This window comes from Micromonospora globosa (genome assembly GCF_000717585.1).
Lineage (GTDB): Bacteria > Actinomycetota > Actinomycetes > Mycobacteriales > Micromonosporaceae > Micromonospora > Micromonospora aurantiaca.
Genome location: NZ_JNZR01000004.1, coordinates 173,938 through 197,600, shown reverse-complemented (window position 1 = coordinate 197,600; position 23,663 = coordinate 173,938). Strand labels below are relative to the sequence as shown.

Sequence of the window (23,663 nt, the reverse complement as noted above, 5' to 3'; positions counted from 1 at the left end):
TAAGAGGGGGCCCTTCCTTTCACGCGAACGGAGTGAGCGTGACCCCCGCGTCGATGAGCGCGGCCCGTATCAGCTCCGCGCACCGCACCGCGCCCGGCGTGTCCCCGTGCAGGCAGATCGACTCGACCGGGGCCGGGATGACAGTCCCGTCCACGGCGACCAGCGTGCGCTCGACGGCCATCCGTACCGCCCGGACGGCCACCTGCTCCGGGTCGGTCACCAGCGCGTCCGGTGAGCTGCGCGGCACGAGCGTGCCGTTCGGGAGGTAGTTGCGGTCGGCGAAGCCCTCGGCCACCACCCGCAGCCCGGCGCCCGCAGCGAGCTGCGCCAGCACGGTGCCGGGCTGGCAGAGCACCGGCAGCTCGTGGTCGTACCCGCTGATCGCCGCCACCAGCGCGGCGGCCTGGCCCTCGTCGCGGGCGGCCGCGTGGTAGAGCGCGCCGTGCGGTTTGAGGTAGCGGACCCGGGTGCGGTACAGGCGGCAGAACGCGTCGAGCGCCCCGAGCTGGTAGATCGTCTCGTCGCGCAGCTCGGCGAAGTCGTACGCGATGTGCCGCCGGCCGAAGCCGGCGAGGTCCCGGTAGCCGACCTGCGCGCCCACCGCGACGCCACGTTCGGCGGCGCCGGCGCAGACCCGGTGCATGGTGGCCGCGTCGCCGGCGTGGAAGCCGCAGGCGACGTTCGCGGAGCTGATCAGGTCGAGCAGCGCGTGGTCGTCGCCCAGCCGCCAGCTTCCGAATCCCTCGCCCAGGTCAGCGTTGAGGTCCATGGAACGTCACCGTAGTGCCTGGCCGGGCCTGGGCGAGCGGGGTCACGTCGTCCACCACCCCGATGACGGGGTACCCGCCGGTGGTGGGGTGGTCGGCAAGGAAGACGAGCGGCCGGCCGTCCGGCGGGACCTGCACCGCGCCGAGCACCAGGCCCTCGCTGAGCAGTTCGCCGGCGACCGCGCGGGTCACTGCCGCGCCGGCCAGCCGGGCGCCGACCCGGTTGCTGTCCGGGCTCACCGTGTACGCGGTGCGGCACAGCACGTCCAGCGCCTCCGGGGTGAACCAGTCCTGCCGGGGGCCGGGGCGCACCGTGAGCCGCAGCTCGTCCGGGACCGGCCGGGTGACGGCGAGGTCGACCGGTGCGGGTGGGCCGGCCGGGGTGCCGATCGGCAGCCGGTCCCCGTCGCGCAGCGGCGGCGGTCCGAGGCCGGAGAGCGTGTCGGTGGCGCGGCTGCCGAGCACCGGTTCGACAGCGATCCCGCCGCTGACCGCGAGCCAGGTCCGCACCCCGGCGCGGGCGGGGCCGACGCGCAGCACCGCCCCGGCGGGCAGCGCGAGCGGCCGTCCCACGTCCCCCGGGCGCCGCTGTGTGGCCCCGGCCCGCCACTCGACGACAACGCCGGCCGGGGCCCCGGTGAGGGCCACAGCCACCGCCCGGGTGAAGCGCAGCGCGCAGCCGGTCATGGTGATCTCCAGCCCGGCGGCGTGCTCGTCGTTGCCGACGAGCCGGTTGCCCAGGCGCAGGGCGGCCGGGTCGAGCGCGCCGGAGCGGGGTACGCCGAGGTGCGCCCACCCGGGCCGGCCCTGGTCCTGCACGGTGGTGAGCGCACCGGCCCGCAGCACCTCGATCACGGCGCGTCGACCAGCCGGACGCGGGTGCCGGGGGTGAGCCGGGCGGGCGGATCGGCGTGCACGTCGAACAGCGGCAGGTCGGTGCGGCCGACGAGCAGCCAGCCACCGGGTGACGCGGCGGGGTAGATGCCCGCGTACGGGCCGGCGAGCGCGACCGAGCCGGCCGGCACCCGGGTACGCGGCGTGGCGAGCCGGGGCACCGCCAGCTCGGGCGGCAGCCCGGTCAGGTACGCGAACCCGGGCGCGAACCCGCAGAACGCCACCCGGAACTCGGTACGCCGCAGCCGGTCGACGACGGCGGGCACGTCCACGTGCCAGTGGTCAGCGACCCGCGGGAGGTCCTCGCCGTCGTACACGATTGGCACCCGGACCTCGGTGGTGGCCGCGCCGGAGGCGGCGGTGCGGGGGTGCCAGGCGGCGATCCGCGCGGCGGCTGCCTCCGGGTCCGGTACGCCGTCGAGCAGCACGGTGACAGCGCCGGGGACGATCTCGGTGGCGGTCAGCTCGCCCGCCTCGCGCCGGTGCCACAGCTCGGCCTGCCACGCCTGCGCCTGCCCCGGGTCGTCGCAGTCGAGGAGCAGGGCGTGCGCCCCGACCGGCCGGATCAGCATCCGGTCATCCTCCCGCCGGGTGAGGTGACGGTCCACACTACTTGCAAGTAACCTACGCCGTCGTAACCTATTGAGGTGACGACCTCCGCACCGCTCCGGCTCCGGCCGGCCGACATCGGGAAGCCGCGCATGCGCGGCTGGCTGCACGCGTACGCGTTCTTCGCCGCTCTCGTCTGCGGCATCGTGCTGTGTTCGATCGCCGCCGGCCGTCCCGGCTGGGCGCCGCTGGTGAGCTGCCTGATCTACAGCTTCACCGTGTGCGGGCTGTTCGGCACCAGCGCGCTCTACCACCGGCGGGTCTGGTCCGAACGCGGCTACCAGATCATGCGCCGGATGGACCACTCGATGATCTTCCTGTTCATCGCCGGCACCTACACACCGTTCTGCGCGCTACTGCTGGACAACCGGCAGGCCACGATCATGCTGAGCCTGGTCTGGGGCGGCGCGATCGCGGGCGTGGCCGTGAAGCTGATCTGGCCGCACGCGCCGCGCTGGGTCTCCGCCCCGCTCTACCTGGCGCTCGGCTGGGTGGCGGTGGCCATGCTGCCGCAGATCCTTCATGCCGGTGGCGTCACCGCGCTGGTGCTGCTGAGCGTGGGCGGCGCGATCTACAGCGTGGGCGCGGTGTTCTACGCGCTGCGCCGGCCGAACCCGTGGCCCACCGTCTTCGGCCACCACGAGTTCTTCCACGCCTGCACGCTCGTCGCGGCGATCTGCCACCACATCGCGATCTACTTCGCGTTGTTCGCCTGAGCCGGCCCGCGCCCGGCCGCGTCTGCGCCGCACCGGCCCCGGGCCGGATCGCGCCGCGCTCCGGACATGCGCGAGGGCCCCGCGCCGTTGCGGGGCCCTCGGGTTCGTGGGGTCAGGCCGGGTAGCCCGAGCCCGGGCGGCGCACCTCGCGGTACTCCTCGCGGACGACGCGGTCGTCACGCACCGGCACCACCGGCTCGGCGACCACCTGCTCGCGTACCGGGGCGGCCACGACCCGGCGGCGGCTGTTCCAGAAGTAGAGCGTGGTGAGCAGGCCGGCGACGCCGGCGAGCATGAGCACCCAGCCCACCACGTTGAGGTTCAGCCATCCCAGATCGGCGTCGATGGCGAACGCGAAGATCGCGCCGAGCGCGATGAGGAAGATGCTGGCACCGATGCCCATGACGTCGCCTCCTTGGCGTCCTGCTGGCGTTTCCTGCCCGCCGCGGCCATGGATGAGGTAGCGGCACACATCGACATACCCAGGCGCTTCGATCGTCAATCAGGCAAGCTGGGCGGTATGACGGACGGCAGGAACGGGCAGCGGACGCTGGTTCTGCTGCGGCACGCCAAGGCCGAGCAGTCCGCGGACGGCCCGGACGCGGAGCGGTCGCTCACCGCGCGGGGCCACGCCGACGCGGCGGCGGCCGGCGCCTGGCTGGCCCGGCAAGGGCTGCTTCCCGACGTGGTGCTCTGCTCGCCCGCGCGGCGCACCCGGCAGACCTGGCACGACGTGGCGATGGGCATGACCGGCTCGCCACCGGAGGGCGGCCCGGCGGGTTCGCGCCCGGCGGTGCGGTACGAGGCGGCCGCGTACGACGCGCACCCGGACCAGTTGCTGGACCTCGTCCGGACGGTCGAGCCGACGGCCGGCACGGTGCTGCTCGTGGCGCACAACCCTGGTGTCTCGCTGCTCTCGGCGCTGCTCGACCCGCAGCGGGCCGACCCGGACGGGCTGCGTACCACCGATCTCGTGGTGCACCGGCCGACGACCCGGTGGGCCGACCTGGCCCCCGGCGGCGCGCCGCTCACCGCCCGCCACACCGCCCGCGCCTGACCGGTCCGACTCAGACCCGGCTGTCGTAGGCCTCCCGGTTGGCGAACACGTCGTCCATGTGCGTCTCCGCCCAGATCTTCAGGCCCTGGATCGTCTTGAGCAGCGAGAGCCCGAGCGCGGTGAGCTCGTAGGTGACTGTGACCGGCACCGTGGGCTCCACCGTGCGGGTGACCAGGCCGTCGCGTTCCAGGGCGCGCAGCGTCTGGGTGAGCATCTTCTGGCTGACGCCCGCGAGCGTGCGGGACAGCTCCGAGTAGCGCATCGGGCGCGGGACACCTGCGCAGTCGGCACCGAACCGGTGCGAGCCGTCGCTGCGCAGCGCTGCCAGCACCAGCGTGACCCACTTGTCGGCGATCCGGTCCAGTAGTTGCCGGCTGGGGCACTGGGCCAGGAACGCGTCGTACTCCGCCTTGCTCATCTCTGCTCCTGCCGCCCTCTCCTGCCGTCCGGTGAGCTGCGCACTTTTAGGTGCCTACTTCCCAGCAGAAAGTTACACCCCGATAGTGGAGGTCGGCGCCGCGACCCGGCGGCGTCGCGTAACGGACGACGAGAGCCAAGAGGTACACGCATGGCCCGCACCACCCTTCCCGGCGGCACCTGGACGCTGGGCGACCTGACCGTCACCCGGTTCGGCTACGGCGCGATGCAACTCGCCGGCCCCTGGGTCATGGGACCACCGGCCGACCATGACGGCGCCCTGGCGGTGCTGCGCGAGGCGGTCGCACTCGGCATCACCCACATCGACACCAGCGCGGCGTACGGGCCGTACGTCACCAACCGGCTGATCCGGGAGGCGCTGCACCCGTACCCGGAGTCGCTGCACGTCGTCACGAAGGTCGGCGCGGACCGGGACGAGCAGGGCGGCTGGCCCACGGCCCGGGATCCGCAGAGCCTGCGCCGGCAGGTCCGGGAGAACCTGGAGACGCTAGGCGTGGACGCGCTCGGCCTGGTCAACCTGCGGCTCGGCGACGCCACGGGGCCGCAGCCCGGGTCGCTCGCCGAGGCGCTGGAGACGCTCGTCGCGCTCCGGCAGGAGGGCCTGATCCGCCACCTCGGCCTGAGCAACGTGACGCCCGAGCAGGTCGCCGAGGCGCAGACGATCGCGCCGATCGTCTGCGTGCAGAACCGGTACAACCTGGCCCACCGCGGCGACGACGACCTGATCGACGAGTTGGCCCGGCAGGGCGTCGCCTACGTGCCGTTCTTCCCGCTCGGCGGGTTCACGCCGCTGCAGTCCTCGGCGTTGTCGGCGGTGGCGGAACGCCTGGGGGCGACGCCGATGGGCGTCGCCCTGGCCTGGCTGCTGCGGCGCTCGCCGAACATCCTGCTGATCCCCGGCACCAAGTCCGTCGCGCACCTGCGCGAGAACGTCGCCGGTGCCGGGCTGGCCCTCTCCGGCGACGACCTCGCCGAACTGGACCGGATCGGCCGCTGAGACGCGGCGTCAGGACGGCGGCGCGGTCGGCGGCGGCGGGTCGGGCGGCGGCGGCATCATCGCTGTCGGATGCGAGAGCCGGTTCTCCTCCACGATGAGCGTGCGGGCCCGCTTGCGGCGGTCCTGCCAGAACCACAGCGTGGTCAGCAGAACGCCCAGCCCGGCCAGGATGAACACCCAGCCGACCGCGCGCAGGTCGATCCACCAGACGTTGGCCCGGATGGCGAAGGTCATGATCGCGCCGAGCGCGATGAGAAAGATGGCGCTACCAATGCCCATGTGCGCTGCACTCCCCCGTGCGATGGCCTTGGGCGTACTCCGGTCGTGGTCCGCGACGGTTACCCGCCACCGGGCCGCCTATCCACCCGGGGCGCACGCACGACGACGGCCGGCGGGCACCAGCCCGCCGGCCGTCGTCATGAGGGGGAGAGTGACGTGTCAGGGGTGAAAGCCCCCGGAAGGGCTCAGAAAGCCTCCTCCGGGAGGTCCATGATCTCCAGGTCGGTGCCCTCGATGATCCGGCGGTCGGCGCCGATGCGGGGCAGCACCTCGCGGGCGAAGAACCGGGCCGCGGCGACCTTGCCGGTGTAGAAGGACTTGTCGGCCGCGGAGACCTCGCCGGCCAGCGCCTTCAGAGCCACGTCCGCCTGCTTCTGCAGCAGCCAGCCGACCACCAGGTCGCCGATCGCCAGCAGGAACCGGCGGCTGCTCAGGCCGACCTTGTAGAGCGCGCGGGTGTCGCCGCCCTGGGCCTCACCAAGCCAGCCGGTCATCACGCCGAGGATGTTCTGGATCTCGGCGAGCGCCTTGCCGAGCGCCTGACGCTCCTCCTTGAGCTGGCCGTTGCCGGCCTCGGAGGCGATGTGCTCCTGGATCTCGGCGGCGACCGCCATCAGGGCCTTGCCGTTGTCCCGGACGATCTTCCGGAAGATCAGGTCGAGGCTCTGGATCGCGGTGGTGCCCTCGTACAGGGTGTCGATCTTGGCGTCCCGGACGTACTGCTCCAGCGGGTAGTCCTGGAGGAAGCCGGAGCCGCCGTACGTCTGGAGCGACTCGTGGCCGAGCAGCTCGTACGCCCGCTCCGAACCGACGCCCTTGACCAGCGGCAGGAGCAGGTCGTTGACGCGCTTCGCCAGCTTGGTGGCCTTCTCGTCACCGGCCGCCTCGGCGATCGCGACCTTGTCCTGCCAGCTCGCGGTGTAGCAGACCAGCGCGCGCAGGCCCTCGGCGTACGACTTCTGCAGCAGCAGCGAGCGGCGCACGTCCGGGTGGTGGGTGATGGTCACCCGCGGGGCGGTCTTGTCGGTCATCTGGACGAGGTCGGCACCCTGCACCCGGTTCTTGGCGTACTCCAGGGCGTTGAGGTAGCCGGTGGAGAGCGTGGCGATCGCCTTGGTGCCGACCAGCATCCGGGCGTACTCGATGATCATGAACATCTGGCGGATGCCGTCGTGCTTCTCGCCCAGCAGCCAGCCCTTGGCCGGTACGCCGTGCTCGCCGAAGGTCACCTCGCAGGTGTTCGAGACCTTCAGGCCCATCTTGTGCTCGACGTTCGTCGCGTAGACGCCGTTGCGCTCGCCCAGCTCGCCGGTCTCGGCGTCGAAGTGGTACTTCGGCACGACGAACAGCGACAGGCCCTTGGTGCCCGGACCGCCGACGCCCTCGACGCCGACCGGGCGGGCCAGCACGTAGTGGACGATGTTGTCGCTCAGGTCGTGCTCACCGGAGGTGATGAAGCGCTTCACGCCCTCGATGTGCCACGAGCCGTCCGGCTGCTGGATCGCGCGGGTACGGCCGGCGCCCACGTCGGAGCCGGCGTCCGGCTCGGTGAGGACCATGGTCGAGCCCCACTGCTTGTCGATGAACAGCCGGGCCCACTTCTTCTGCTCCTCGGTGCCCTCGACGTGCAGCACGTGCGCGAAGGACGGGCCGGAGGCGTACATCCAGATCGGGGCGTTGGCGCCGAGCACCAGCTCGGCGAGCGACCACCAGAGGGCGCGCGGGGCGTTCGTGCCGCCCAGGGACTCCGGCAGGTCCAGGCGCCAGAACTCGGAGTCCATGAACGCCTTGTACGACTTCTTGAACGACTCCGGCAGCGGCGCGGTGAACGTCGCCGGGTCGAAGACCGGCGGATTGCGGTCGCTGTCCGAGTAGCTGGCGGCCAGGTCCTCGCGGGCGAGGCGGTCGACCTCGCCGAGGAAGCTGCGGGCCGTGTCGACGTCCAGGTCCGTGAACGGCGCCTGGCCGAGCGTCCGGTCCGCCCCGAATACCTCGAACAGGTTGAACTCGAGGTCCCGCACATTGCTCTTGTAGTGGGTCATGCTCGCTGGCCCCGCTTCCGGACAGGTGTTACCGATCAGTAACTCCAGACTGTATTACTCACCGGTAGGCAACGACAAGCGGATCTCGGAAGTGACAGCGATTACACACTTCCCGTTCATCAGTCGGCGGCGCCGACCTCCCAGCTCGGAACCGGCGTGGCGGTGGTGTTGCGCGCGCCGACGTACTCCATCAGGACCAGCGCGATGTCGTCGTCGAGCCGGCCGTGCACCCACTCGACCAGGGCGGTCTCCAGCGAGGCCAGCCCGTCCGCGACGGTGCCGTGGCCGAGCAGCCGCCAGGCCCGGTCGGCGGTGGGGAAGAACTCGCCGTCCCGGCGCGCCTCGCCCAGGCCGTCGGTGAACAGCAGCAGCCGGTCGCCCGGTTCCAGCCGCTCCACCCGGGGCCGGACCACGGGCATGAAGCCGAGCGGCGGCGCGGGCGCGGGCGGCTCCAGCGGGATCACCGCACCCCGGCGCAGCAGCAGCGGCGAGGGGTGCCCGCAGTTGACGATGGTGAGCGTGCCGCCGCGCTCCTCGACCAGGGCCGCGGTGACGAAGTCCTCGTCGCCGACGTTGCGGGCCACCGCGCGGTCCAGGTCGGTCACCACCGCGCGCAGATCGGCCCGCTCGTACGCGACGTGCCGGTAGGAACCGAGCACGATGCTGGCCAGGCGGACCGCGTCCAGCCCCTTGCCCCGTACGTCACCGATGATCATGCGGACGCCGTACGGGGTGTCCATCACCTCGTACAGGTCGCCGCCGATCTCGGCCGTCGCGGTGGAGGAGATGTACCGGGCGGCCACCGCGAGCGTGCCTACCTGCGGGCCGAGCGGCCGCAGCACCGCCTGCTGGGCGACCGAGGCGAGCCGGGACAGCTCCGCGATCCGGTCCGCCTGGCGCTGGCGTATCGCCGCCGTCGCAGCCGCGATCGCGGTGGCCACCCCGACGGCTGTCACGTTGACCACTGTCACCAGCGGGCTGCCCCGTTCGGCGACGGCGAAGCCGATCCCGATGGCGGTGGCCAGGCCGCCGACCGCGAGCACCACCCGCCAGGACGCCAGTGCCGCCGCGAGGAACGGCGCGACGACCATCAGCGCGAGGTAGTGCGCCGGGCGGCCGTCAGCCAGCTCCACCGCGACCACGATCGCGAGCAGCGCGAGGGCCGCGCCGAGACCGGCGCGGGATCCGGGACTCAGCGGGCCTCGGCCCGGCTGGAAGGGTTGCGTGCGTACATCCGACAGCATGCCTGATGGACGTGAACGGGAGAATGAACCTGGCCCGTCGGTCGTGGAAGTTCTGCCCGACTGGCCGGTCAGCCGAGCACCTCGTACCGGACGTTCACGTGACCGAGGCTCGTGGCGGCGATGGTCGCGAACGCGGCGCGGGACAGGTCCAGGCACCGGCCGTCGATGAACGGGCCACGGTCGTTGATCCGCACCACCACCGACTTGCCGTTTGCCGGGTTGGTCACCCGGACCTTGGTGTTGAACGGCAGCGTCTTGTGCGCGGCGGTGAGCGCGTCCGGGTTGAACGTCTCGCCGTTCGCCGTCATCTGGCCCTCGGCGTAGAAGGACGCGCCGCAGGAGCCACTGTCCACGACCTTCGGGCTGCTCGTCTTCTTCGCCGTCGGCGACGGGGAGGCGGTCCGGGCCTTGCTGCGGGAGGCCGCCTGGGTGCGGCTCGCCTTCGGACTCGGGGTGGCCTTCGGCGACGGGCTGAGGCTCGCGCTCGGCGAGGCGGACGCGCTCGGCGAGGGGGCGGCCGACGTGGGGGCGGGCGTGCTGGGCAGCGACTCGACCACGGCCGGCTCGGCGGGCGGCTCGGCGGAGGTGAGCCGCACGGCGCCGACGGTACCGCCGACCGCGAGCGCCACGCCGACCGCCGCGGTCGCGGCGATGGCGGCGGGCGAGGAGAACTTGCGGGTACGAAGGTGCCTAGCAGCCACCGGCCCGGTCCTTTCGTCAACTGAACAAACCGGCCCGGACCGTAACGAGAGAAGCACTTCCGAAGTCAACGTGATCATGGTGCTATGCCCGCATTTACCCTGGTACGTGTAGCCGATCACGCCACTGTCGATCGGCCGAACGGCCCACCGATCCGCCAGGATGGAAACCGTGCTGAGTCGTCGCCTGGTCGAGCTGTTCGAGTGGATCGACCCCGGCCCGGGCAGCACCCACCTGGTCAGCGACATCTCCGGCTGGTGGCGTGACCCCGACGTGCTCGCCCAGGTCGGGCCGGCCCTGGCCGGGCTGTTCCCCGAGGACCGCCCGACCGTCGTGATCGCCCCCGAGGTGACCGGGCTGCTGCTCGGCCCACTGGTGGCGGTCGCCGCCGGAGCCGGGTTCCTGCCCGCGTACAAGAACGGCGGCGAGCGACGCCGGGCCGGGCCGACGCGCTGGGCCGAGACGCCTCCCGACTACCGGGGACGGCGGCTGCGGGTCGGCGTGGACGGCCGGCGGCTGAACCCCGGCGACCGGGTGCTGCTCGTCGACGACTGGGTCGACACCGGCGCGCAACTGGACGCGCTGTGCCGGGTCGTCCGGGACGCCGGGGCCGGCCTGATCGGGGCCGCCGCACTGGTCGCGACCTGCCCGCCCGAGGTCGCCGCACGGCTCAGGCTGCGCGCCCTGCTCACCGGCGCCGACCTGCCGTGAGCCCGTCGGCCGTGGCGGAGCATGCCGTAGCGTCGGCGGCATGTGGCCCCGCATCGGTGGATTGCGCGCACTCGCCCTCGGCACGCCCGGCGAGCTGCGTACCCGGCTCAACACCCTCGTCCTCTCCGGCGCGAAGACCGCCACCGCCGGGCTGGTCCAGGAGTACGACGACGAGAACGAGGAACTGGAGTACGTCGGCGAGCGACTGGTCCTGGTCGACGACAACGACGCGCTCGTCGGCGTCGTGGAGGTCACCGGCGTCGAGGTGGTGCGCTTCGCCGACGTGCCATGGGACTTCGCCCGCGCCGAGGGCGAGGGCGACCGGTCGATCGAGGAGTGGCGCGAGGGCCACGGCGCCTACTGGGCCCGGCAGGGCACCCCGGTCACCGACGACACCCGGATCGTCTGCCTCCGGTTCCGGCTGGTCTCCACCGAGGGCAGCGTCGGCACCTAGCCGGCCCGGCGCAGCTCCGGCAGCAGCGCCGCCGCCTCCACCAGCACGGCCTCGTCGCCCGCGTACCAGCTGCTGGCCCGGGGCCAGTGCGTCACCACGTCGGTGAAGCCCAGCCGGGCCGCCCGGGCCACCTGCTCGGCGAGGAAGTCGGCGCTGGTGAGGGAGAACACCGGCGCGGAGTCGAGCGACAGGTAGCGGTCGAGCGTCGCCGGGTCACGGCCGGCCTGCTCCAGCGTCCGGGTCATCCGGTCCGACAACTCCGCCACCGTGCCCCACCACGCCTCGATGTCGTCGCCGCCGAGCCCGGTGGTGACCCAGCCCTGCCCGAAACGGGCGACCAGCCGCATCGAGCGGGGACCGTTCGCGGCCATCACGAACGGCACCCGGGGCTGCTGGACGCAACCCGGGTTGTTGCGCGCGTCCACGGCGGTGAACCACTCCCCGCGCCAGGTCGTGCCGTCCTCCCGCAGAATCAGGTCGAGCAGCTCGGTGAACTCGGCGAACCGGTCCACGCGCTGCCGGGGCGGCAGCGTCTCGCCGCCGAGCACCGCCGAGTCGAAGCCGATGCCGCCCGCGCCGAGACCGAGCAGCACCCGGCCGTCCGACACGTCGTCGAGCGCCGTCACCTGCCTGGCGAACGCCGCCGGGTGCCGGAAGTTCGGCGACGCCACGAGCGTCCCGAGCTTCACCCGGGACGTCACGCCGGCCGCCGCGGTGAGCGTCGTCCACGAGTCGAACCACGGCCCGTCGACCAGGTCACGCCAGCCCAGGTGGTCGTAGGTCCAGGCGTGGTCGAAGCCCCACTCGTCCACCTGGGCCCACCGCCGACGCGCTTCCGACCAACGCTGGTCGGGCAGGATCACGATGCCGATTCGCATGATCGCCAGGGTACGACCCGGGCCGGACATCCCGGCCCGGGTCGCGGGGGATCACGCCGCCAGGTCGGCCACCACGCAGGCGATGTTGTCCGGCGCGCCGGCCGCGTACGCCTGCTCGACCAGGCGCTCGACGGCGCTCTCCGGATCGTCCGCCTCGGCCAGCGCGGCGTGCAGCGCGCCCGGGTCCACCACGGCGGAGAGGCCGTCGGAGCAGAGCAGGTAGCGGTCGCCGGGCAGCGCGGTACGCAGCGCCAGGTCCGCCTCCACCTCCGCGCCCGCGCCGAGCGCCCGGGCCAGCAACGCGCGCTGCGGATGCGCCAGGGCCTCGGCCGGCGTGAGCCGCCCCTGGTCGACGAGCGTCTGCACGTACGTGTGGTCCTGGGTGAGCCGGGACAGCTCGCCGCCGCGCAGCAGGTACGCCCGGCTGTCCCCGACGTGCACCAGCGCGAGCCGGGTGCCACGTCGCACGAGCGCGGTGAGCGTGGTGGCGGGCTGGTCGGCGTCGGTGGCGTGCGCGCGTACCGCCCGGTCGGCCCGGGTCACCGCGTCGGCCAGCGCGGCGAGCAGATCGGCCCCCGACGCGTCCGCCTGCTCCAACGGCCGCAGCGCGTCCACGGCCGCCGCGCCGGCAGTGGACCCGGCCGGACCGCGTACGCCGTCGGCGACCGCGAGCAGCGCCGCGCTCGCGTACGCGGTGTCCTCGTTGGAGTCGCGGACCGTGCCGGTCTCGCAGCGCGTCGCGTACCGGAAGGTGGTCTCGGACATGGTGGTGCCCCTCTCGCTGAGCCTGTCGACGAGGAGCGCAACGGCCCGGCCGCGCGCCGCGGTGTCCGCGCTGACCCGCCGCCACCAGGCGTCGAGCGCCTCGGCGGCGGCAGCGGGCGGAAGGCCGCAGACGGTACGGATCTCGGCCAGCGGCATCCCGGCCCGGCGCAGCCCGGCGATCAGCCGTGCCCGGTCCGCCTGCTCCGGCGCGTAGTAGCGGTAGCCCGAGTGCGGGTCCACAGCAGCAGGGGGCAGCAGCCTGCAGTCGTCGTAGATGCGCAGCGCCTTGGCGCTCAGGCCGGTCGCGCGGGCGAACGCGCCGATGGTCAGCAGTCGCACCGTGCCTCCCTCGCGCTCCTCGTGCCGGTCACCGCGACCGGCACCGGTCACGCTGGGCCTTGCCGCAGGGGACGGGTCAAGGCGTCGCTGTCGCCAGTTTGGTCAGCATCCGGCCCAGATGCGGCTCGATCGTGCCGGCCCGGGCCTCACTCACCTCGGCCGGCGTCCACCAGCGGATGCCCGCGAACTCCACCGGATCGGGCGTGAACCGCTGGTCACGGTGCGAGTCCAGCACGTACCAGAGGCTCACGTCGGTGTGCCGGTGCTCGGGCGGGCCGACCGTCTCGGTGACGGTGAGGAACGCCGGGCGCTCGCCGAACGGCGGCGCGAAGACCGCCGCCACGCCCAGTTCCTCCCGCAGTTCGCGGCGCACCGTGTCGGCCGGGTGCTCACCGGGCTCGACGTGACCGCCGCTGGGCAGCCACATCCCCGCGAGGCGGTGGTCGACGAGCAGCACCGCGCCGTCGGCCGGGTCGCGGAGCAGGAAGTACGCGACCAGGTGCGGCGACGGCGTACGCGGCTTGACCCGGCGGAAGACGTCATCCGTGCCGGCCAGCCAGGTCAGCGCCGCCTCCCGGTGCCGCGCCTCCAGTTCGTCTCCCGGTGACAGTTCCTCGACCAGTGCCCGGATCTCGTCCCGCATCCCGCCGATGCTGCCAGCCGGGTACGACGGTCAGTCCGGCGGCAGCGGGTTGGCGTCGGCAGCCGCGCGGACGAACTCACGTACCCGGGAGGTGCTGTTCCCGGCTGGCCACACCGGACCGCGACTGATCGGCGGTGCGTCGTGGATCGGCACGTAGGCCACGTCCGGGCGGGCGTAGAACTGCCGGGCCTGCTCGCCCACCGGCAGCACCCCGCGCCCCATCGCGACGAGCGCCAGCATCTCCGAGAAGCTGCCGCCCACCGGGCCCTTCGGCACCGGGCGGCCGGACGGGGTGCGGTCCGGCGTGCGGTCCTGCTTGAACGCGGCCGACGTCACCGCCGGGTACTGCACCACCGGATGGTCGCCCAGCACCTCCAGCGACACCGACTCCTCGGCCGCCAGCGGATGATCAGCGGCCACCGCGAGCACCCGGCGCTCGCGCAGCAGCACCGGGCCGTTCGCCATGCCGTCGAAGGGGTACGAGGCGATCAGCACGTCGATCGTGCCGTCCAGCAGACTCGACCGGGTGCTGGCCAGCGGCGCCTCGTGCACGTGCACCTCGCAGTCCGGGTGGCGCTCGGTGAACAGGGCCACCGCGCGCAGCAGCACCGGAGCTGTCGACTCACCGACATACGCCACCCGCAGCTCGCCGGTGAGCCCGCGCCCGGCGTCGACGGCCCGCTGCACAGCCGCCTCGATGCCGGCCACCAACGGGCGCATCTCCTCGGCCAGGCGGGCGCCGATCGGGGTGAGCCGGACGACCCGGCTGGTCCGCTCGAACAGCGGCGCGCCGATGCGGCGTTCCAGCTTGCGCACCACATGGCTGACCCGGCCGGTACTCACCCGCAGCCGCTCGGCGGTCCGCCCGAAATGCAGTTCCTCGGCCAGGGTCAGGAACGTCTCGACCTCGTACCGCTCCAGCACCGGAGCACCTCCGTCGTTGCCTGCGGGTCAACGATCGTAGTCCGGATCGGGGTTGGTCCGGACGGCGCGCCGGACCAGGGTTGACGGCATGCACAACCATCTCGTGACGGTGACCGGTTTCGACCACCTCGTCCTCTCGGTGAGCGACGTCGAGCGTTCCCTCGACTTCTACTGCGGCACGCTCGGCCTGGCCCCGGTGCGGGTCGACAGGTGGCGGGCCGGTGAGGTGCCGTTCCCCTCCGTACGCGTCGACGCCGGCACCATCATCGACCTGATCGAGGGCGACCCGACCGGGTCCAACGTGGACCACTTCTGCCTCGTGGTGGAGCCGGTCGACTGGCAGCGGGTGGTCGACTCCGGCGTCTTCACCGTGCTGACCGGCCCGGTCCCGCGCTTCGGTGCACGCGGCACCGCCACCTCGATCTACGTCAGCGACCCGGACGGCAACACAATCGAACTGCGCTGCTACCCGGCCGACGCCTAACCTGTTCCGATGCCGGAGCTGGAACGACTCGCCGCCCACCACGCACCCGCCGTGCTGCGGTTCGAGCGGGAGAACCGGGCCTACTTCGCCCGGTACGTCCCCGACCGGGGCGACGACTTCTTCACCGGGTACGCCGCCCGGCACGCGGCCCTGCTGGACGAGCAGGAACGCGGCACCTGCCACTTCCACGTGCTGGTCGGCGACCACGGCGCCGTGCTCGGGAGGTTCAACCTGGTCGACGTCGCAGGCGGCAGCGCCGAGCTGGGCTACCGGGTGGCCGAGCGCGCCGCCGGGCGCGGGCTCGCGAGTGAAGGCGTACGGCACGTCTGCGAACTGGCCCGCACCGAGTACGGGCTGCGCCGGCTGGTCGCCTCGGCGGCCCTGGCGAACCCGGCCTCGCTGGCGGTGCTCAAGCGCGCCGGTTTCGTGCTCGACGGTTCGGTGCGCGGCGATTCGGTGCACGACGGTTCGGTGCGCAGCGGTTCGGTGTCCGGCTGCGAGGTGGATCTGGACGGGGAGCCCGGCCTGCGGCACGTGCTCGACCTCGGCGCGCCCTACGCCGCCGCGTCCCCGTAGGTGGGCGCTCCGGCCGGCTCGTACGTCAGTTGCAGCGTGCCGTGGGCGTGGGTGACCGACTCGGTGAGCCGCAACGCGCTCGGCACCGTCCCCTCGCCGAACAGGCGCTTGCCGGTGCCGAGCACCACCGGGTACACCCACAGGTTGAGCCGGTCGACCAGGCCGAGGCGCAGCAGCGACTGCACCAGGTCCAGGCTGCCGATCACGTGGACCTCGCCGTGGCGGCCGTTCATCTCGGTGACGCGCTCGGCGAGGTCACCTTTTACCAGCGACGAGTTCGTCCAGGTGAGCGGCTCGGCGAGCGTGCGGCTGGCCACGTACTTCGGCACACCGTTCAGCAGGCCGGTGAAGGGGATGTCCGCAGGCGCCTTCGGCCAGTAGCCGGCGAAGATGTCGTACGTCTTGCGGCCCAGCAGCAGCGCGTCCATGCTGCTCGCCTGCTGGAACATCACCGCGCCGGACTTCTCGTCGAGCAGCGGCATCTGCCAGCCGCCGTGGCTGAAGCCGCCCTCGCGGTCCTCGTCGGGCTCACCGGGCGCCTGCGCCACGCCGTCGAGGGTCAGGAACTCTGTCACGATCAGCTTGCCCATGGGTCCGCTCCTCCGGTTTCCGCTCGTCCCCCGTCAGACCCGTCAACGACCCGCAACTCATCGCCGAGGTGTACGTGATGGATTTCGTGGAACTGGTCATCGACGGGCAGATCGACATCGATCGCGACGACCTCGAAGACGCCCTCAACGAGGCTCTCGTCGGGCGCGGCGAGGTGACCGGTGCCGGAACAAGCGAGCACGGCTCCCACCTCGACGTCGACGTCCTTGTGACGGCGGACCGACGAGCCGTCCTGGACGCCGTCTTCGGGGTGCTCGCCGCCTTGGACCTGGGCGACTCCGTGCGGGTCCGGCCCGGCGATGGGCAGACCTGGATCCGTCCGGGCCAGTGGACCCGCTCTACTCGTGCCGGACGAGCCTGAAGGGCACCCCGTCGATCTCCGTGACGTACCCGATCACCGGCACCGGGTTCCTCAGTTCCGCGATCTCGACAAGCAATGCGGTGGCAGTGCCGGCGTAGGGCTCGGGCGGGTCGATCAGGGCGGTATCGCAGACCACCGTCGGCCACTGCTCGGGAGGACCGTCGTCGAGGTGCCAGCAGAGCAGATAGTCGAAGTTCACGGCTCCCCAGACCCGGAGGTCTCCCGGTGAGGTGCCGAAGTGGTACGGGAACCCTCCTGTGCACTCCGCCCTCTTGTTCATCACGTGATGCCAGTTCCGCGCGTACCGGAGGAATTCCGGTACGCCCCAGTCGGAAGGATGAAGCACTTCCAGGAAGCCGATGCTGCCGTGTGGGAAGCGCTCGACGAAGCGTCGGTAGTCCTCGGGAAAGGGATGGCCTGCCGCCTCGGTGAGAGCCGTCCAGTCGATCTCCGTCTCCGTCGCCCCGTCCCAGTCGAACAGGCCGGCGAGTCGATCCACGGTCGGCGAAGCATTCGGTGTCATTTGGCTTCCTCCGGCAGATGATCGTTGGTCGGGTGCACGTCCCACCTCGCCTTCACCGTAAGATCACTCTCTTCGGCAGGCGTACGCCTCCGGAGTCCTCGAAGGCGGATTCGCCATGATCCCCGATCGGACTGAGGTAAGCGACCTCCTGGAGAAGGCGCTGGCGGGTGCGGCCGCCACGTTCCAGGGCATGACGGCGCACCGGCAGGAGTCCAACTGCGAGTGCCACTGGGGCAGCGCGGAGGAACTGGCACTGCTGAAGACGCCGGACGTGCCGCTCGACGAGGACCTGCTCCGTCGCACGTACTGGACCACGGACTGGCGCTATCCCGGCCCGCTGCTGCGCCGGATCCTGCCCCAACTGACCCGGAGCCTCGTGGCCGGCCGAGTGATGCCCATGGCCGGGATGGAGAGCCTCGGGTACTTGTTCACCACCGCCCGCTGGCAGGAATGGCCCAAGGGGCAGCGGGACGCTCTGCGGGAGTTCCTGGACGCCTGGTGGCTGCATGCCCTGGTCGAGCCCGATGCGAAGGTGCCCGCTCACGAGGCCCTGGAACTCATCGCCGAGACCACCGGCAAGCTCACCCCGTGGTTGGCTGTCTGGACGGAGTCGCTGGCCGACGCGGTGGCCCGACGACGGCTGGTCACGGCCGTGGAGGAGTGGGTGGACGACCTGGTGGTCGACAGGCTCCCCTGGTCGAGTTGGCACAAGGAGGACACGTGGGGCGCCGCGCTGTCGCTGTGGGTGATACGACATGCGCCGACCCCACTACGGGAACACAACGCGTCGAGCGACGTGCTTGATTACATTGGCCTGCTCGCCCTGCCCTACGCCGATCGGTGGGACAAATAGCCCTCGCGACGGCGCGCCGAATGCTCGTGGCATCACAAGCGGTGGGAGCCCTCGCGACGGCTACGTCCATGGCGTGGACCGCATCTGGATCGGCTGGTAGGCCAAGGCTCGGTCAACCACCTCGGCAGCCGTCAACTCGGGGTCGCTCCAGTAGATCAGGTTGGAGACGTAGCCGCCTGGGCAGGCGAGGTCTCGCTCAAGTTGGTCCAGCCAGCCGCCCAGCTCACCATCGTCCGCGTAGTCGACACTCATGATCCGCTCGACGAGGGCGATGGCCTCGTCCCGCGTCAGCTCTGCTGCCAAGTCGGCGCACCTCACGTCCTTTGTCGACCACGCCGGTCAGCTCTCGAACGGCGATCAGCCCAAGTAGCGCTGCTTTCAATCAGCAGCCTTACCGCGCGAAGGTCCGGCACCACTAGGTGCCACAGGAGTTTCTTCGACTCCAGCCAGCTCCGGCCACGCTCGCGCCTGAGAGCAATGGCTGCACCTACCGGCACCGGGGCGCGTGAGCAGCCCAGGCGGTGAGCCGCCGCATCAGCTCCGCGAGCCACGTCCGGTACTCGTGGCGTAACTGCGCATCAACCCCCACCAGTACGCCTGCCGGAAGCTCCGCCCAGAACTCCTGGGTGAGACGGCACGAGTCGGGCCCGAGCGGCACAACGGTGAGCACGCCGCCGCTGGAGTACCCGGAAGTCAACGTACGGGTGACGGCACGACGTCCCGGTTCGACCTCGACGACCTCGTGCATGATCCCCAGTCGACCGTCGGGGCTCCGATGCACGAACGCCTGGATCTCGCCGACTCCCTTCGGTCCGGGCAGAGTGACGCCGATCTCAATCGAGTCGTCCAGCACCACCGACGAGGCCGGATCCTCCATGAAGCCGAAGGCCGCCTCCGCGCTCGTCGGCAGGTCGACGGTGGCCGTCTCCCGTACCTGGACCGCAGTCGTCGTCACCCTGATCAACCGTAGACGCGAGCGCACGCCGCATTGTGTCAGTCGACCCGCCGACGGTGGGGGCGAGATCAGCGCTACGCGCCCTCGCTAGCGGGCTCCGCCTGGTGCGAACACTGCATAGAAGTACCGGAGGCTGTCCTCCGGACCGTTCTCCAGGCGCTTGAAGGCCTTCGCGATCGGATTGCACCAGCCCTGCCCGGCGAGCTCGACCACCATGGGCCATCCGACGACGGCCAGTTCGTCTGCCGCCGTTGCGCGCCACCGTCCACCCGCATGCCGGGTCAGCACCTCGCCGACATAGCAACCGAAGCCGAAGAGAGTCTCTGCCACCTGCCCAGCGGCGAGGCCCTCGGCCCGAAAGCCGTCGAGGATGGCGTCCACGGCCGCCAGGCTGTCCGGCGTGTAGTCCAGGTGCACACCGCTGACCTGGGCCGCTGACACCACGATGTCGCCCGCGAACCGGGCTGCGTTCTCCGGCACGGGCGCGTACTTCAGGCGCAGTTGCACGGTTCTCTCCGTTGATCAACAGATGGGGATCGCGCGATCGTACCGACGACGGCCGACAAGCGGTGGCCTCGCGCCCGGCCTCGGGCCCAGCTGTCGCATGCCCCCTCGTCAGCACAACTACGTACACCTGGCTCGTCTTTTGCTACGCGATGGCCCACCTCCCAACGGGGAGGTTCTCGTTGGGCAGGCTCCGCAGATCATCAAGGCGTTCGATATCAAGAGCTGGGGGGACGTACTTCTGCCCTGGCGGATCATCGAGCGCGGCATCCGTGGGCTCACTCTGCTTGTAGCTCGAGACGCCGACGGCGCAGGCGGCGCCCAGCAGGGCCCGCAGCCGGAGACCACGACCGGTACGGCCAACCAGGGGGAACCGCCGCAACCCTCGGCCGGACCGTGACGGCACGCTAATGACACCGGTCGGCTGGCTGGCCACTGAATATCGAAGGCCCTGACTCGGGACTCTCGTCCTGATCAGGGCCTTCGCGCTGGAGCGGGTGACGGGAATCGAACCCGCACTGTCAGCTTGGGAAGCTGATGTTCTGCCATTGAACTACACCCGCAGGCGGCACCACTCTACCTGAAGGTCACCACCCCTGTGCATCCAGGTGCCCGCGCGCCACTTCGGCGAGGTGGCGGCATCGGCGGGCGGTTGACCCCGCCACCTACCCGAGCTGGAGTGGATCAAGCGCCAACGTCGGAAACGTATGGGCGTTCTCAAATGCATCGATGGGATGTAACGTCTGCCCCACGTTTCCGAACCGGCGTGACACACCCCCTGGCACGCCGTCAGAAAGAGGTGGGCCCATGGGACTCCGTCCCAACCTGCTGACCCGGCGTACCGCCGGTGTCGCGACGTCGACCCTCGCGCTGCTGCTCAGCACCGCCGCCGTCGGCGTCGTCCCCGCTGCTTCGGCCTTCTCGGCCGCCCCGGCCGGCGTCTGCGCCGAGCCGGCCGACGCCCACGCCGACGAACACGCGAACGCGCGCGTCGCGAAGGGTGGCAACGCCAAGCTCGACCCCAACCACCTGACCGCCAAGCAGGTCCGTGACCGTGAGGCCGACCTCGCCGCCGCGCAGCGCGAGCGGGCAAGCTTCCGGACCGGCGCCGTCGCCCCGCTGGCCACCGTGACCATCCCGGTCGTCGTGCACGTCATCCAGGAGAACAGCACCCGGGCCGGCGGCAACATCACCGACTCGATGATCAACCAGCAGATCACCGTGCTGAACCAGTCGTACGCGGGCTCGACCGGCGGCGCCGCCACCGCTTTCGGGTTCCAGCTCACGAAGATCAACCGGGTGACGAACCCGTCGTGGTACCCGATCGTGCAGGGCTCCTCCGCCGAGCGCTCGATGAAGACCTCGCTGCGTGAGGGCGGCAAGAACACGCTGAACATCTACCTCGGCGAGCTGAGCAACGGCCTGCTGGGCTGGGCGACGTTCCCGAAGCGGACGCTGGACAAGATGGACGGCGTGGTCGTGCTGAACGAGTCGCTGCCCGGCGGCACCGCGACCAACTACAACCAGGGTGACACCGGCACCCACGAGGTCGGCCACTGGCTGAACCTCTACCACACCTTCCAGGGCGGCTGCTCCGGCTCGGGCGACAGCGTCTCCGACACCCCGGCCGAGGCGTCCCCGGCGTACCAGTGCCCGACCGGCCGCGACACCTGCTCGACCGCCGGCAAGGACCCGATCACCAACTTCATGGACTACACGTACGACTCCTGCATGTACCAGTTCACCGCTGGCCAGGCGAGCCGCATGCTCACCGCGTGGAACGCCTACCGCGCAGCCTGACCGTCGTACCGCGTACCGGTGCCGGCCCTGTCCTCGGACGGGGCCGGCACCGTTTCGTCGTGGGCCGGGTCAGGCGGCCGGGCGGCGGGTGTCGAAGCCGTGCCGGCCACGCCGCCCCTCGGCGGCGAGCGGGTCACGCCGGGCGGGTTCGGCCGCGCGCGGATCGAGCCAGACCCGCACCTGCGGCGGAGCGGCGCCGGGCTGCGCCACCGGGTCGCGCCGCGTCAGCATCGCCGCCTCGACGGTGAACTCGAACAGCCGCCAGTCGCCCTGCGGCGACGCGCGGCCGATCCGGGCCAGGCGGGCCACCGTGGCCGGGTCGGTCACCGGCCGGGCGCGGCCTGCCACGTACGCCTCGTCGTCGCTCTCCTCCGGCGGGAACGAGTGCAGCGCGTAGCGGCCGTCGCGTTCGAGGTCGCGGCGCTTCGGCGAGTCGATGACGAAGCACCAGAGGCCGTCGGCGGTGAACACCGGGGAGACCGGGTGCACCCGGGGCCCGCCGTCGGCGCGGACCGTGGCGAGATAGCCGAAGCCCGGCCCGTACTGCTGCATCAGGAGGCGGATCTCGTCGGCGAGGCGGGGCTCGTCGGCGGCGAATTCGGACCAGGAAGCCATGTGGACACTCTATCGAACACGTGTACGAAGATGTAGTGCGACACGCAGGTCACCGGCACCTGTCGCTATGGTGTTCCGATGCTGCTCTCCGACCGCGACCTGGTCTCCGAGATCAAGGCCGGCACGCTCGCGCTGGAGCCCTTCGAGCCCACGCTGGTGCAGCCGTCGAGCATCGACGTACGCCTGGACCGGCTGTTCCGGGTCTTCAACAACCACCTCTACACGCACATCGACCCGTCGATCCAGCAGGACGACCTGACCTCGATGGTGGAGGTGCCGGAGGGGCAGCCGTTCGTGCTGCACCCGGGCGAGTTCGTGCTCGCCTCCACCCTTGAGGTGATCTCGCTGGGTGACCAGCTCGCCGGCCGGCTGGAGGGCAAGTCGAGCCTCGGGCGGCTGGGGCTGCTGACCCACTCGACCGCCGGCTTCATCGACCCGGGTTTCTCCGGTCACGTCACGCTGGAGCTGTCGAACGTGGCGAACCTGCCGATCACGCTCTGGCCGGGCATGAAGATCGGCCAGCTCTGCATCTTCCGGCTCTCCTCGCCGGCCGAGCACCCGTACGGCTCGGCCGTCTACGGGTCGCGTTACCAGGGGCAGCGCGGACCGACGCCGAGCCGGTCCTGGCAGAGCTGGCGCACCTGGCCGACCCGCTGACGGCACCCACAGTTGTTAATAAGGGCCCCCTCCTCTACCGGAGGCGTTAAAAGGGGGCCCTTCCTTACACCCGGCCGTAGCTGTTGATGTCGCCGTCGTCGACCCGCTTCATGGTGATCGGCTTGCCGGACTGGGAGGCGTGCACCACCCAGCCGTCGCCCACGTACATCGCCACGTGGTGCAGGTCGCTGTAGTAGAAGACGAGGTCACCGGCGCGCAGCTCGGCCCGGCTCACCCGCTTCGTCATGCCGTGCTGCTGGCGCGCGTTGTGCGGCAGCGAGACACCGCCCTTGGCCCAGGCCGCCATGGTCAGGCCCGAGCAGTCGAAGTGATCCGGCCCGGCCGCGCCCCACACGTAGATCTTGCCGATCTGGGCGCAGGCGAACTTGACCGCCGCTCCGGCAGCGCCACCGGGGTAACCGGCGGGGCAGGGCGCCGGGCGCAGCGGGCCGCCGCCACCGTTGCCGTACACCTTGAGCCGCAGCTTCTGCAGCCGGGCGATCTCGGCGTCGATCTGCTTCTTCTTCGCCGCGAGCTGGGCCTCGGTACGCGCCAGTCCGGCGATCATCTCGTCCAGCGGCTTCTTCTTCGCCGCCAGTTCGTCGCGCAGCGCGGCGACGGAGCGCACCTGCTCGTGCTGGCGGTGCGCGAAGCGGTCGAGCAGTTCCAGGCCGTTGACCAGGTCACCGGGTGAGCGGCTGCCCAGCAGCGCGTTGACGGTGGAGAGGTTGTCACCCTTGTAGGCGTCGGCGGCGAGTCCGCCGACCTGGCCGAGCGCGGCGTCCACCCGGGCCTGAAGGGGTGCGATCTGCCGGCCGAGCGCGTCGGCCTGCTTGCGCCGCGCGGCGAGCTGCTCGCGTACGGCGTTGACCTGTTCGATGACCGGTTCGAGTTTGTTCCAGTCGCGGTCGATCTGCGCCTCGATCTCGGCGACCGAGGGTTCGGCGTGTGCCGCCGTGGCGCCACCGGTCAGGATGACTGCGGTGCCGACGAGAGCGGCGAGGGCTGTGGTGAAGCGGGACCAGCGGGTACGCGGCACAGCCGTGGACCGGTCGACCGACCGGCTCGACGACGGCCGCGGGGCATGGAGTGCCACCGGGCGTCCGTACTCCTTCTTCCGTACCGCCTACCGGGTTAGCTGACGGATTCGGGCGGGAAGGGAGCCGCCCTACCGCATCGCTGCGGATTCACCCCAGGTACCTGGTTCCCCGGCTCGCCCGGAGGCGACTCGGCGGTGTCGGACCGTCACCGACCGGGTTGGACGGTGAGA

The 23,663-nt window shown here is 71.5% G+C and carries 31 protein-coding genes, 1 tRNA gene and 1 riboswitch; of the genes, 11 read left to right on the top strand and 21 right to left on the bottom strand.

What is annotated here, in order from left to right:
* Positions 1-19 precede the first annotated feature (19 nt).
* The 3 genes from IF06_RS0106990 to IF06_RS0106980 are packed head-to-tail and all read right to left on the bottom strand — an operon-like array spanning position 20 to position 2,233.
* A complete protein-coding gene (locus IF06_RS0106990) occupies positions 20-769 on the bottom strand; it encodes a LamB/YcsF family protein (protein WP_030269698.1) in 750 nt (249 codons plus the stop codon).
* Entirely contained in the window at positions 753-1,622 is an 870-nt protein-coding gene (locus IF06_RS0106985) for a biotin-dependent carboxyltransferase family protein (protein ID WP_030269696.1), read from the bottom strand. Before IF06_RS0106985 ends, IF06_RS0106990 begins: the two co-directional genes overlap by 17 nt.
* A complete protein-coding gene (locus tag IF06_RS0106980; protein WP_030269694.1) occupies positions 1,619-2,233 on the bottom strand; it encodes a 5-oxoprolinase subunit B family protein in 615 nt (204 codons plus the stop codon). The genes IF06_RS0106985 and IF06_RS0106980 overlap by 4 nt, the downstream gene beginning before the upstream one ends.
* Positions 2,234-2,308: 75 nt before the next feature.
* Here IF06_RS0106980 and trhA point away from each other — a divergent pair, with 75 nt between their 5' ends.
* Positions 2,309-2,986 (top strand): PAQR family membrane homeostasis protein TrhA, encoded by a 678-nt coding sequence (gene trhA / locus IF06_RS0106975; RefSeq protein ID WP_030269692.1) that lies wholly within the window; start codon positions 2,309-2,311, stop codon positions 2,984-2,986.
* 112 nt (positions 2,987-3,098) lie between these two features.
* Here trhA and IF06_RS0106970 read toward each other — a convergent pair whose 3' ends face one another.
* A complete protein-coding gene (locus IF06_RS0106970) occupies positions 3,099-3,389 on the bottom strand; it encodes a DUF6458 family protein (protein WP_013283349.1) in 291 nt (96 codons plus the stop codon).
* Between the two features lie 117 nt (positions 3,390-3,506).
* Here IF06_RS0106970 and IF06_RS0106965 point away from each other — a divergent pair, with 117 nt between their 5' ends.
* Complete coding sequence (locus IF06_RS0106965) at positions 3,507-4,043, top strand: SixA phosphatase family protein (protein WP_030269690.1); 537 nt, start codon at positions 3,507-3,509, stop codon at positions 4,041-4,043.
* Positions 4,044-4,053: 10 nt separating this feature from the next.
* On the opposite strand, the gene IF06_RS0106960 is transcribed toward IF06_RS0106965, so the two are convergent.
* Positions 4,054-4,461 carry a winged helix-turn-helix transcriptional regulator gene (locus tag IF06_RS0106960; RefSeq protein WP_030269687.1) on the bottom strand — a complete coding sequence of 136 codons (408 nt, stop codon included), beginning with the start codon at positions 4,459-4,461 and terminating at the stop codon, positions 4,054-4,056.
* A 150-nt stretch (positions 4,462-4,611) separates the two neighbouring features.
* Between IF06_RS0106960 and IF06_RS0106955 the strand changes: the two genes are divergently transcribed.
* Entirely contained in the window at positions 4,612-5,478 is an 867-nt protein-coding gene (locus IF06_RS0106955; RefSeq protein WP_013283346.1) for an aldo/keto reductase family oxidoreductase, read from the top strand.
* A gap of 9 nt (positions 5,479-5,487) precedes the next feature.
* Here the strand turns inward: IF06_RS0106955 and IF06_RS0106950 are convergent, their stop codons facing one another.
* The 4 genes from IF06_RS0106950 to IF06_RS0106935 form a co-directional block, all read right to left on the bottom strand.
* Positions 5,488-5,757: a DUF6458 family protein gene (locus tag IF06_RS0106950; RefSeq protein WP_013283345.1), complete on the bottom strand. Its 270-nt coding sequence runs from the start codon at positions 5,755-5,757 to the stop codon at positions 5,488-5,490.
* A gap of 185 nt (positions 5,758-5,942) precedes the next feature.
* A complete protein-coding gene (locus IF06_RS0106945; RefSeq protein WP_013283344.1) occupies positions 5,943-7,799 on the bottom strand; it encodes an acyl-CoA dehydrogenase in 1,857 nt (618 codons plus the stop codon).
* Between the two features lie 119 nt (positions 7,800-7,918).
* Positions 7,919-9,043, bottom strand: a complete 1,125-nt coding sequence (locus IF06_RS0106940) for a PP2C family protein-serine/threonine phosphatase (protein WP_030269685.1) — start codon at positions 9,041-9,043, stop codon at positions 7,919-7,921.
* A gap of 68 nt (positions 9,044-9,111) precedes the next feature.
* Positions 9,112-9,744: a septal ring lytic transglycosylase RlpA family protein gene (locus tag IF06_RS0106935; RefSeq protein ID WP_030269683.1), complete on the bottom strand. Its 633-nt coding sequence runs from the start codon at positions 9,742-9,744 to the stop codon at positions 9,112-9,114.
* Positions 9,745-9,904: 160 nt separating this feature from the next.
* On the opposite strand from IF06_RS0106935, the gene IF06_RS0106930 reads away from it, so the two are divergent.
* Together IF06_RS0106930 and IF06_RS0106925 are read left to right on the top strand one after the other, a co-directional pair.
* Positions 9,905-10,453 carry a phosphoribosyltransferase family protein gene (locus IF06_RS0106930; RefSeq protein ID WP_030269681.1) on the top strand — a complete coding sequence of 183 codons (549 nt, stop codon included), beginning with the start codon at positions 9,905-9,907 and terminating at the stop codon, positions 10,451-10,453.
* A gap of 40 nt (positions 10,454-10,493) precedes the next feature.
* A complete protein-coding gene (locus IF06_RS0106925) occupies positions 10,494-10,907 on the top strand; it encodes an ASCH domain-containing protein (RefSeq protein ID WP_013283340.1) in 414 nt (137 codons plus the stop codon).
* Here the strand turns inward: IF06_RS0106925 and IF06_RS0106920 are convergent.
* The 4 genes from IF06_RS0106920 to IF06_RS0106905 all read right to left on the bottom strand — a co-directional run bounded on the left by IF06_RS0106920 (position 10,904) and on the right by IF06_RS0106905 (position 14,456).
* Positions 10,904-11,815 (bottom strand): LLM class flavin-dependent oxidoreductase, encoded by a 912-nt coding sequence (locus tag IF06_RS0106920; protein WP_013473385.1) that lies wholly within the window; start codon positions 11,813-11,815, stop codon positions 10,904-10,906. The genes IF06_RS0106925 and IF06_RS0106920 overlap by 4 nt on opposite strands.
* 21 nt (positions 11,816-11,836) lie before the next feature.
* Entirely contained in the window at positions 11,837-12,889 is a 1,053-nt protein-coding gene (locus IF06_RS0106915) for a MerR family transcriptional regulator (RefSeq protein ID WP_030269678.1), read from the bottom strand.
* A gap of 76 nt (positions 12,890-12,965) precedes the next feature.
* Entirely contained in the window at positions 12,966-13,532 is a 567-nt protein-coding gene (locus IF06_RS0106910) for an NUDIX hydrolase (protein WP_030269677.1), read from the bottom strand.
* Positions 13,533-13,562: 30 nt separating this feature from the next.
* A complete protein-coding gene (locus IF06_RS0106905) occupies positions 13,563-14,456 on the bottom strand; it encodes a LysR family transcriptional regulator (RefSeq protein WP_030269675.1) in 894 nt (297 codons plus the stop codon).
* Between the two features lie 88 nt (positions 14,457-14,544).
* Between IF06_RS0106905 and IF06_RS0106900 the strand changes: the two genes are divergently transcribed.
* Both IF06_RS0106900 and IF06_RS0106895 read left to right on the top strand, forming a co-directional pair.
* Positions 14,545-14,940 carry a VOC family protein gene (locus tag IF06_RS0106900; RefSeq protein WP_030269673.1) on the top strand — a complete coding sequence of 132 codons (396 nt, stop codon included), beginning with the start codon at positions 14,545-14,547 and terminating at the stop codon, positions 14,938-14,940.
* Between the two features lie 9 nt (positions 14,941-14,949).
* A complete protein-coding gene (locus tag IF06_RS0106895; protein WP_030269671.1) occupies positions 14,950-15,516 on the top strand; it encodes a GNAT family N-acetyltransferase in 567 nt (188 codons plus the stop codon).
* On the opposite strand, the gene IF06_RS0106890 is transcribed toward IF06_RS0106895, so the two are convergent.
* Positions 15,495-16,106 (bottom strand): dihydrofolate reductase family protein, encoded by a 612-nt coding sequence (locus IF06_RS0106890; RefSeq protein ID WP_013283333.1) that lies wholly within the window; start codon positions 16,104-16,106, stop codon positions 15,495-15,497. The genes IF06_RS0106895 and IF06_RS0106890 overlap by 22 nt on opposite strands.
* 77 nt (positions 16,107-16,183) lie before the next feature.
* On the opposite strand from IF06_RS0106890, the gene IF06_RS0106885 reads away from it, so the two are divergent.
* Entirely contained in the window at positions 16,184-16,486 is a 303-nt protein-coding gene (locus tag IF06_RS0106885) for a hypothetical protein (protein WP_013473379.1), read from the top strand.
* On the opposite strand, the gene IF06_RS0106880 is transcribed toward IF06_RS0106885, so the two are convergent.
* Complete coding sequence (locus tag IF06_RS0106880) at positions 16,464-17,009, bottom strand: hypothetical protein (RefSeq protein WP_013473378.1); 546 nt, start codon at positions 17,007-17,009, stop codon at positions 16,464-16,466. The two genes, IF06_RS0106885 and IF06_RS0106880, sit on opposite strands and share 23 nt — an antisense overlap.
* A gap of 115 nt (positions 17,010-17,124) precedes the next feature.
* Here IF06_RS0106880 and IF06_RS0106875 point away from each other — a divergent pair, with 115 nt between their 5' ends.
* A complete protein-coding gene (locus IF06_RS0106875) occupies positions 17,125-17,862 on the top strand; it encodes a hypothetical protein (protein ID WP_030269669.1) in 738 nt (245 codons plus the stop codon).
* A gap of 60 nt (positions 17,863-17,922) precedes the next feature.
* Here the strand turns inward: IF06_RS0106875 and IF06_RS0106870 are convergent, their stop codons facing one another.
* From IF06_RS0106870 to IF06_RS0106855, 4 genes are all read right to left on the bottom strand, one after another.
* Positions 17,923-18,165, bottom strand: coding sequence for a hypothetical protein (locus IF06_RS0106870; protein WP_030269667.1), 243 nt, complete (start codon positions 18,163-18,165; stop codon positions 17,923-17,925).
* A 184-nt stretch (positions 18,166-18,349) separates the two neighbouring features.
* Positions 18,350-18,817: an SRPBCC family protein gene (locus IF06_RS0106865; protein WP_157551455.1), complete on the bottom strand. Its 468-nt coding sequence runs from the start codon at positions 18,815-18,817 to the stop codon at positions 18,350-18,352.
* A gap of 87 nt (positions 18,818-18,904) precedes the next feature.
* On the bottom strand, positions 18,905-19,324 hold the full coding sequence (locus IF06_RS0106860) for a hypothetical protein (RefSeq protein ID WP_030269662.1): 420 nt from the start codon (positions 19,322-19,324) through the stop codon (positions 18,905-18,907).
* A 486-nt stretch (positions 19,325-19,810) separates the two neighbouring features.
* A tRNA-Gly gene (locus tag IF06_RS0106855) sits at positions 19,811-19,884 on the bottom strand.
* 244 nt (positions 19,885-20,128) lie between these two features.
* Between IF06_RS0106855 and IF06_RS0106850 the strand changes: the two genes are divergently transcribed.
* Positions 20,129-21,121 carry a zinc metalloprotease gene (locus tag IF06_RS0106850; protein WP_013283326.1) on the top strand — a complete coding sequence of 331 codons (993 nt, stop codon included), beginning with the start codon at positions 20,129-20,131 and terminating at the stop codon, positions 21,119-21,121.
* 69 nt (positions 21,122-21,190) lie between these two features.
* On the opposite strand, the gene IF06_RS0106845 is transcribed toward IF06_RS0106850, so the two are convergent.
* Positions 21,191-21,736, bottom strand: coding sequence for a pyridoxamine 5'-phosphate oxidase family protein (locus tag IF06_RS0106845; protein WP_030269661.1), 546 nt, complete (start codon positions 21,734-21,736; stop codon positions 21,191-21,193).
* A 78-nt stretch (positions 21,737-21,814) separates the two neighbouring features.
* Between IF06_RS0106845 and dcd the strand changes: the two genes are divergently transcribed.
* Positions 21,815-22,393 carry a dCTP deaminase gene (gene dcd, locus IF06_RS0106840; RefSeq protein WP_013283324.1) on the top strand — a complete coding sequence of 193 codons (579 nt, stop codon included), beginning with the start codon at positions 21,815-21,817 and terminating at the stop codon, positions 22,391-22,393.
* 64 nt (positions 22,394-22,457) lie between these two features.
* Here dcd and IF06_RS0106835 read toward each other — a convergent pair whose 3' ends face one another.
* On the bottom strand, positions 22,458-23,489 hold the full coding sequence (locus IF06_RS0106835) for an NlpC/P60 family protein (protein WP_030269659.1): 1,032 nt from the start codon (positions 23,487-23,489) through the stop codon (positions 22,458-22,460).
* 13 nt (positions 23,490-23,502) lie between these two features.
* Positions 23,503-23,637, bottom strand: a riboswitch (cyclic di-AMP (ydaO/yuaA leader).
* Positions 23,638-23,663 lie beyond the last annotated feature (26 nt).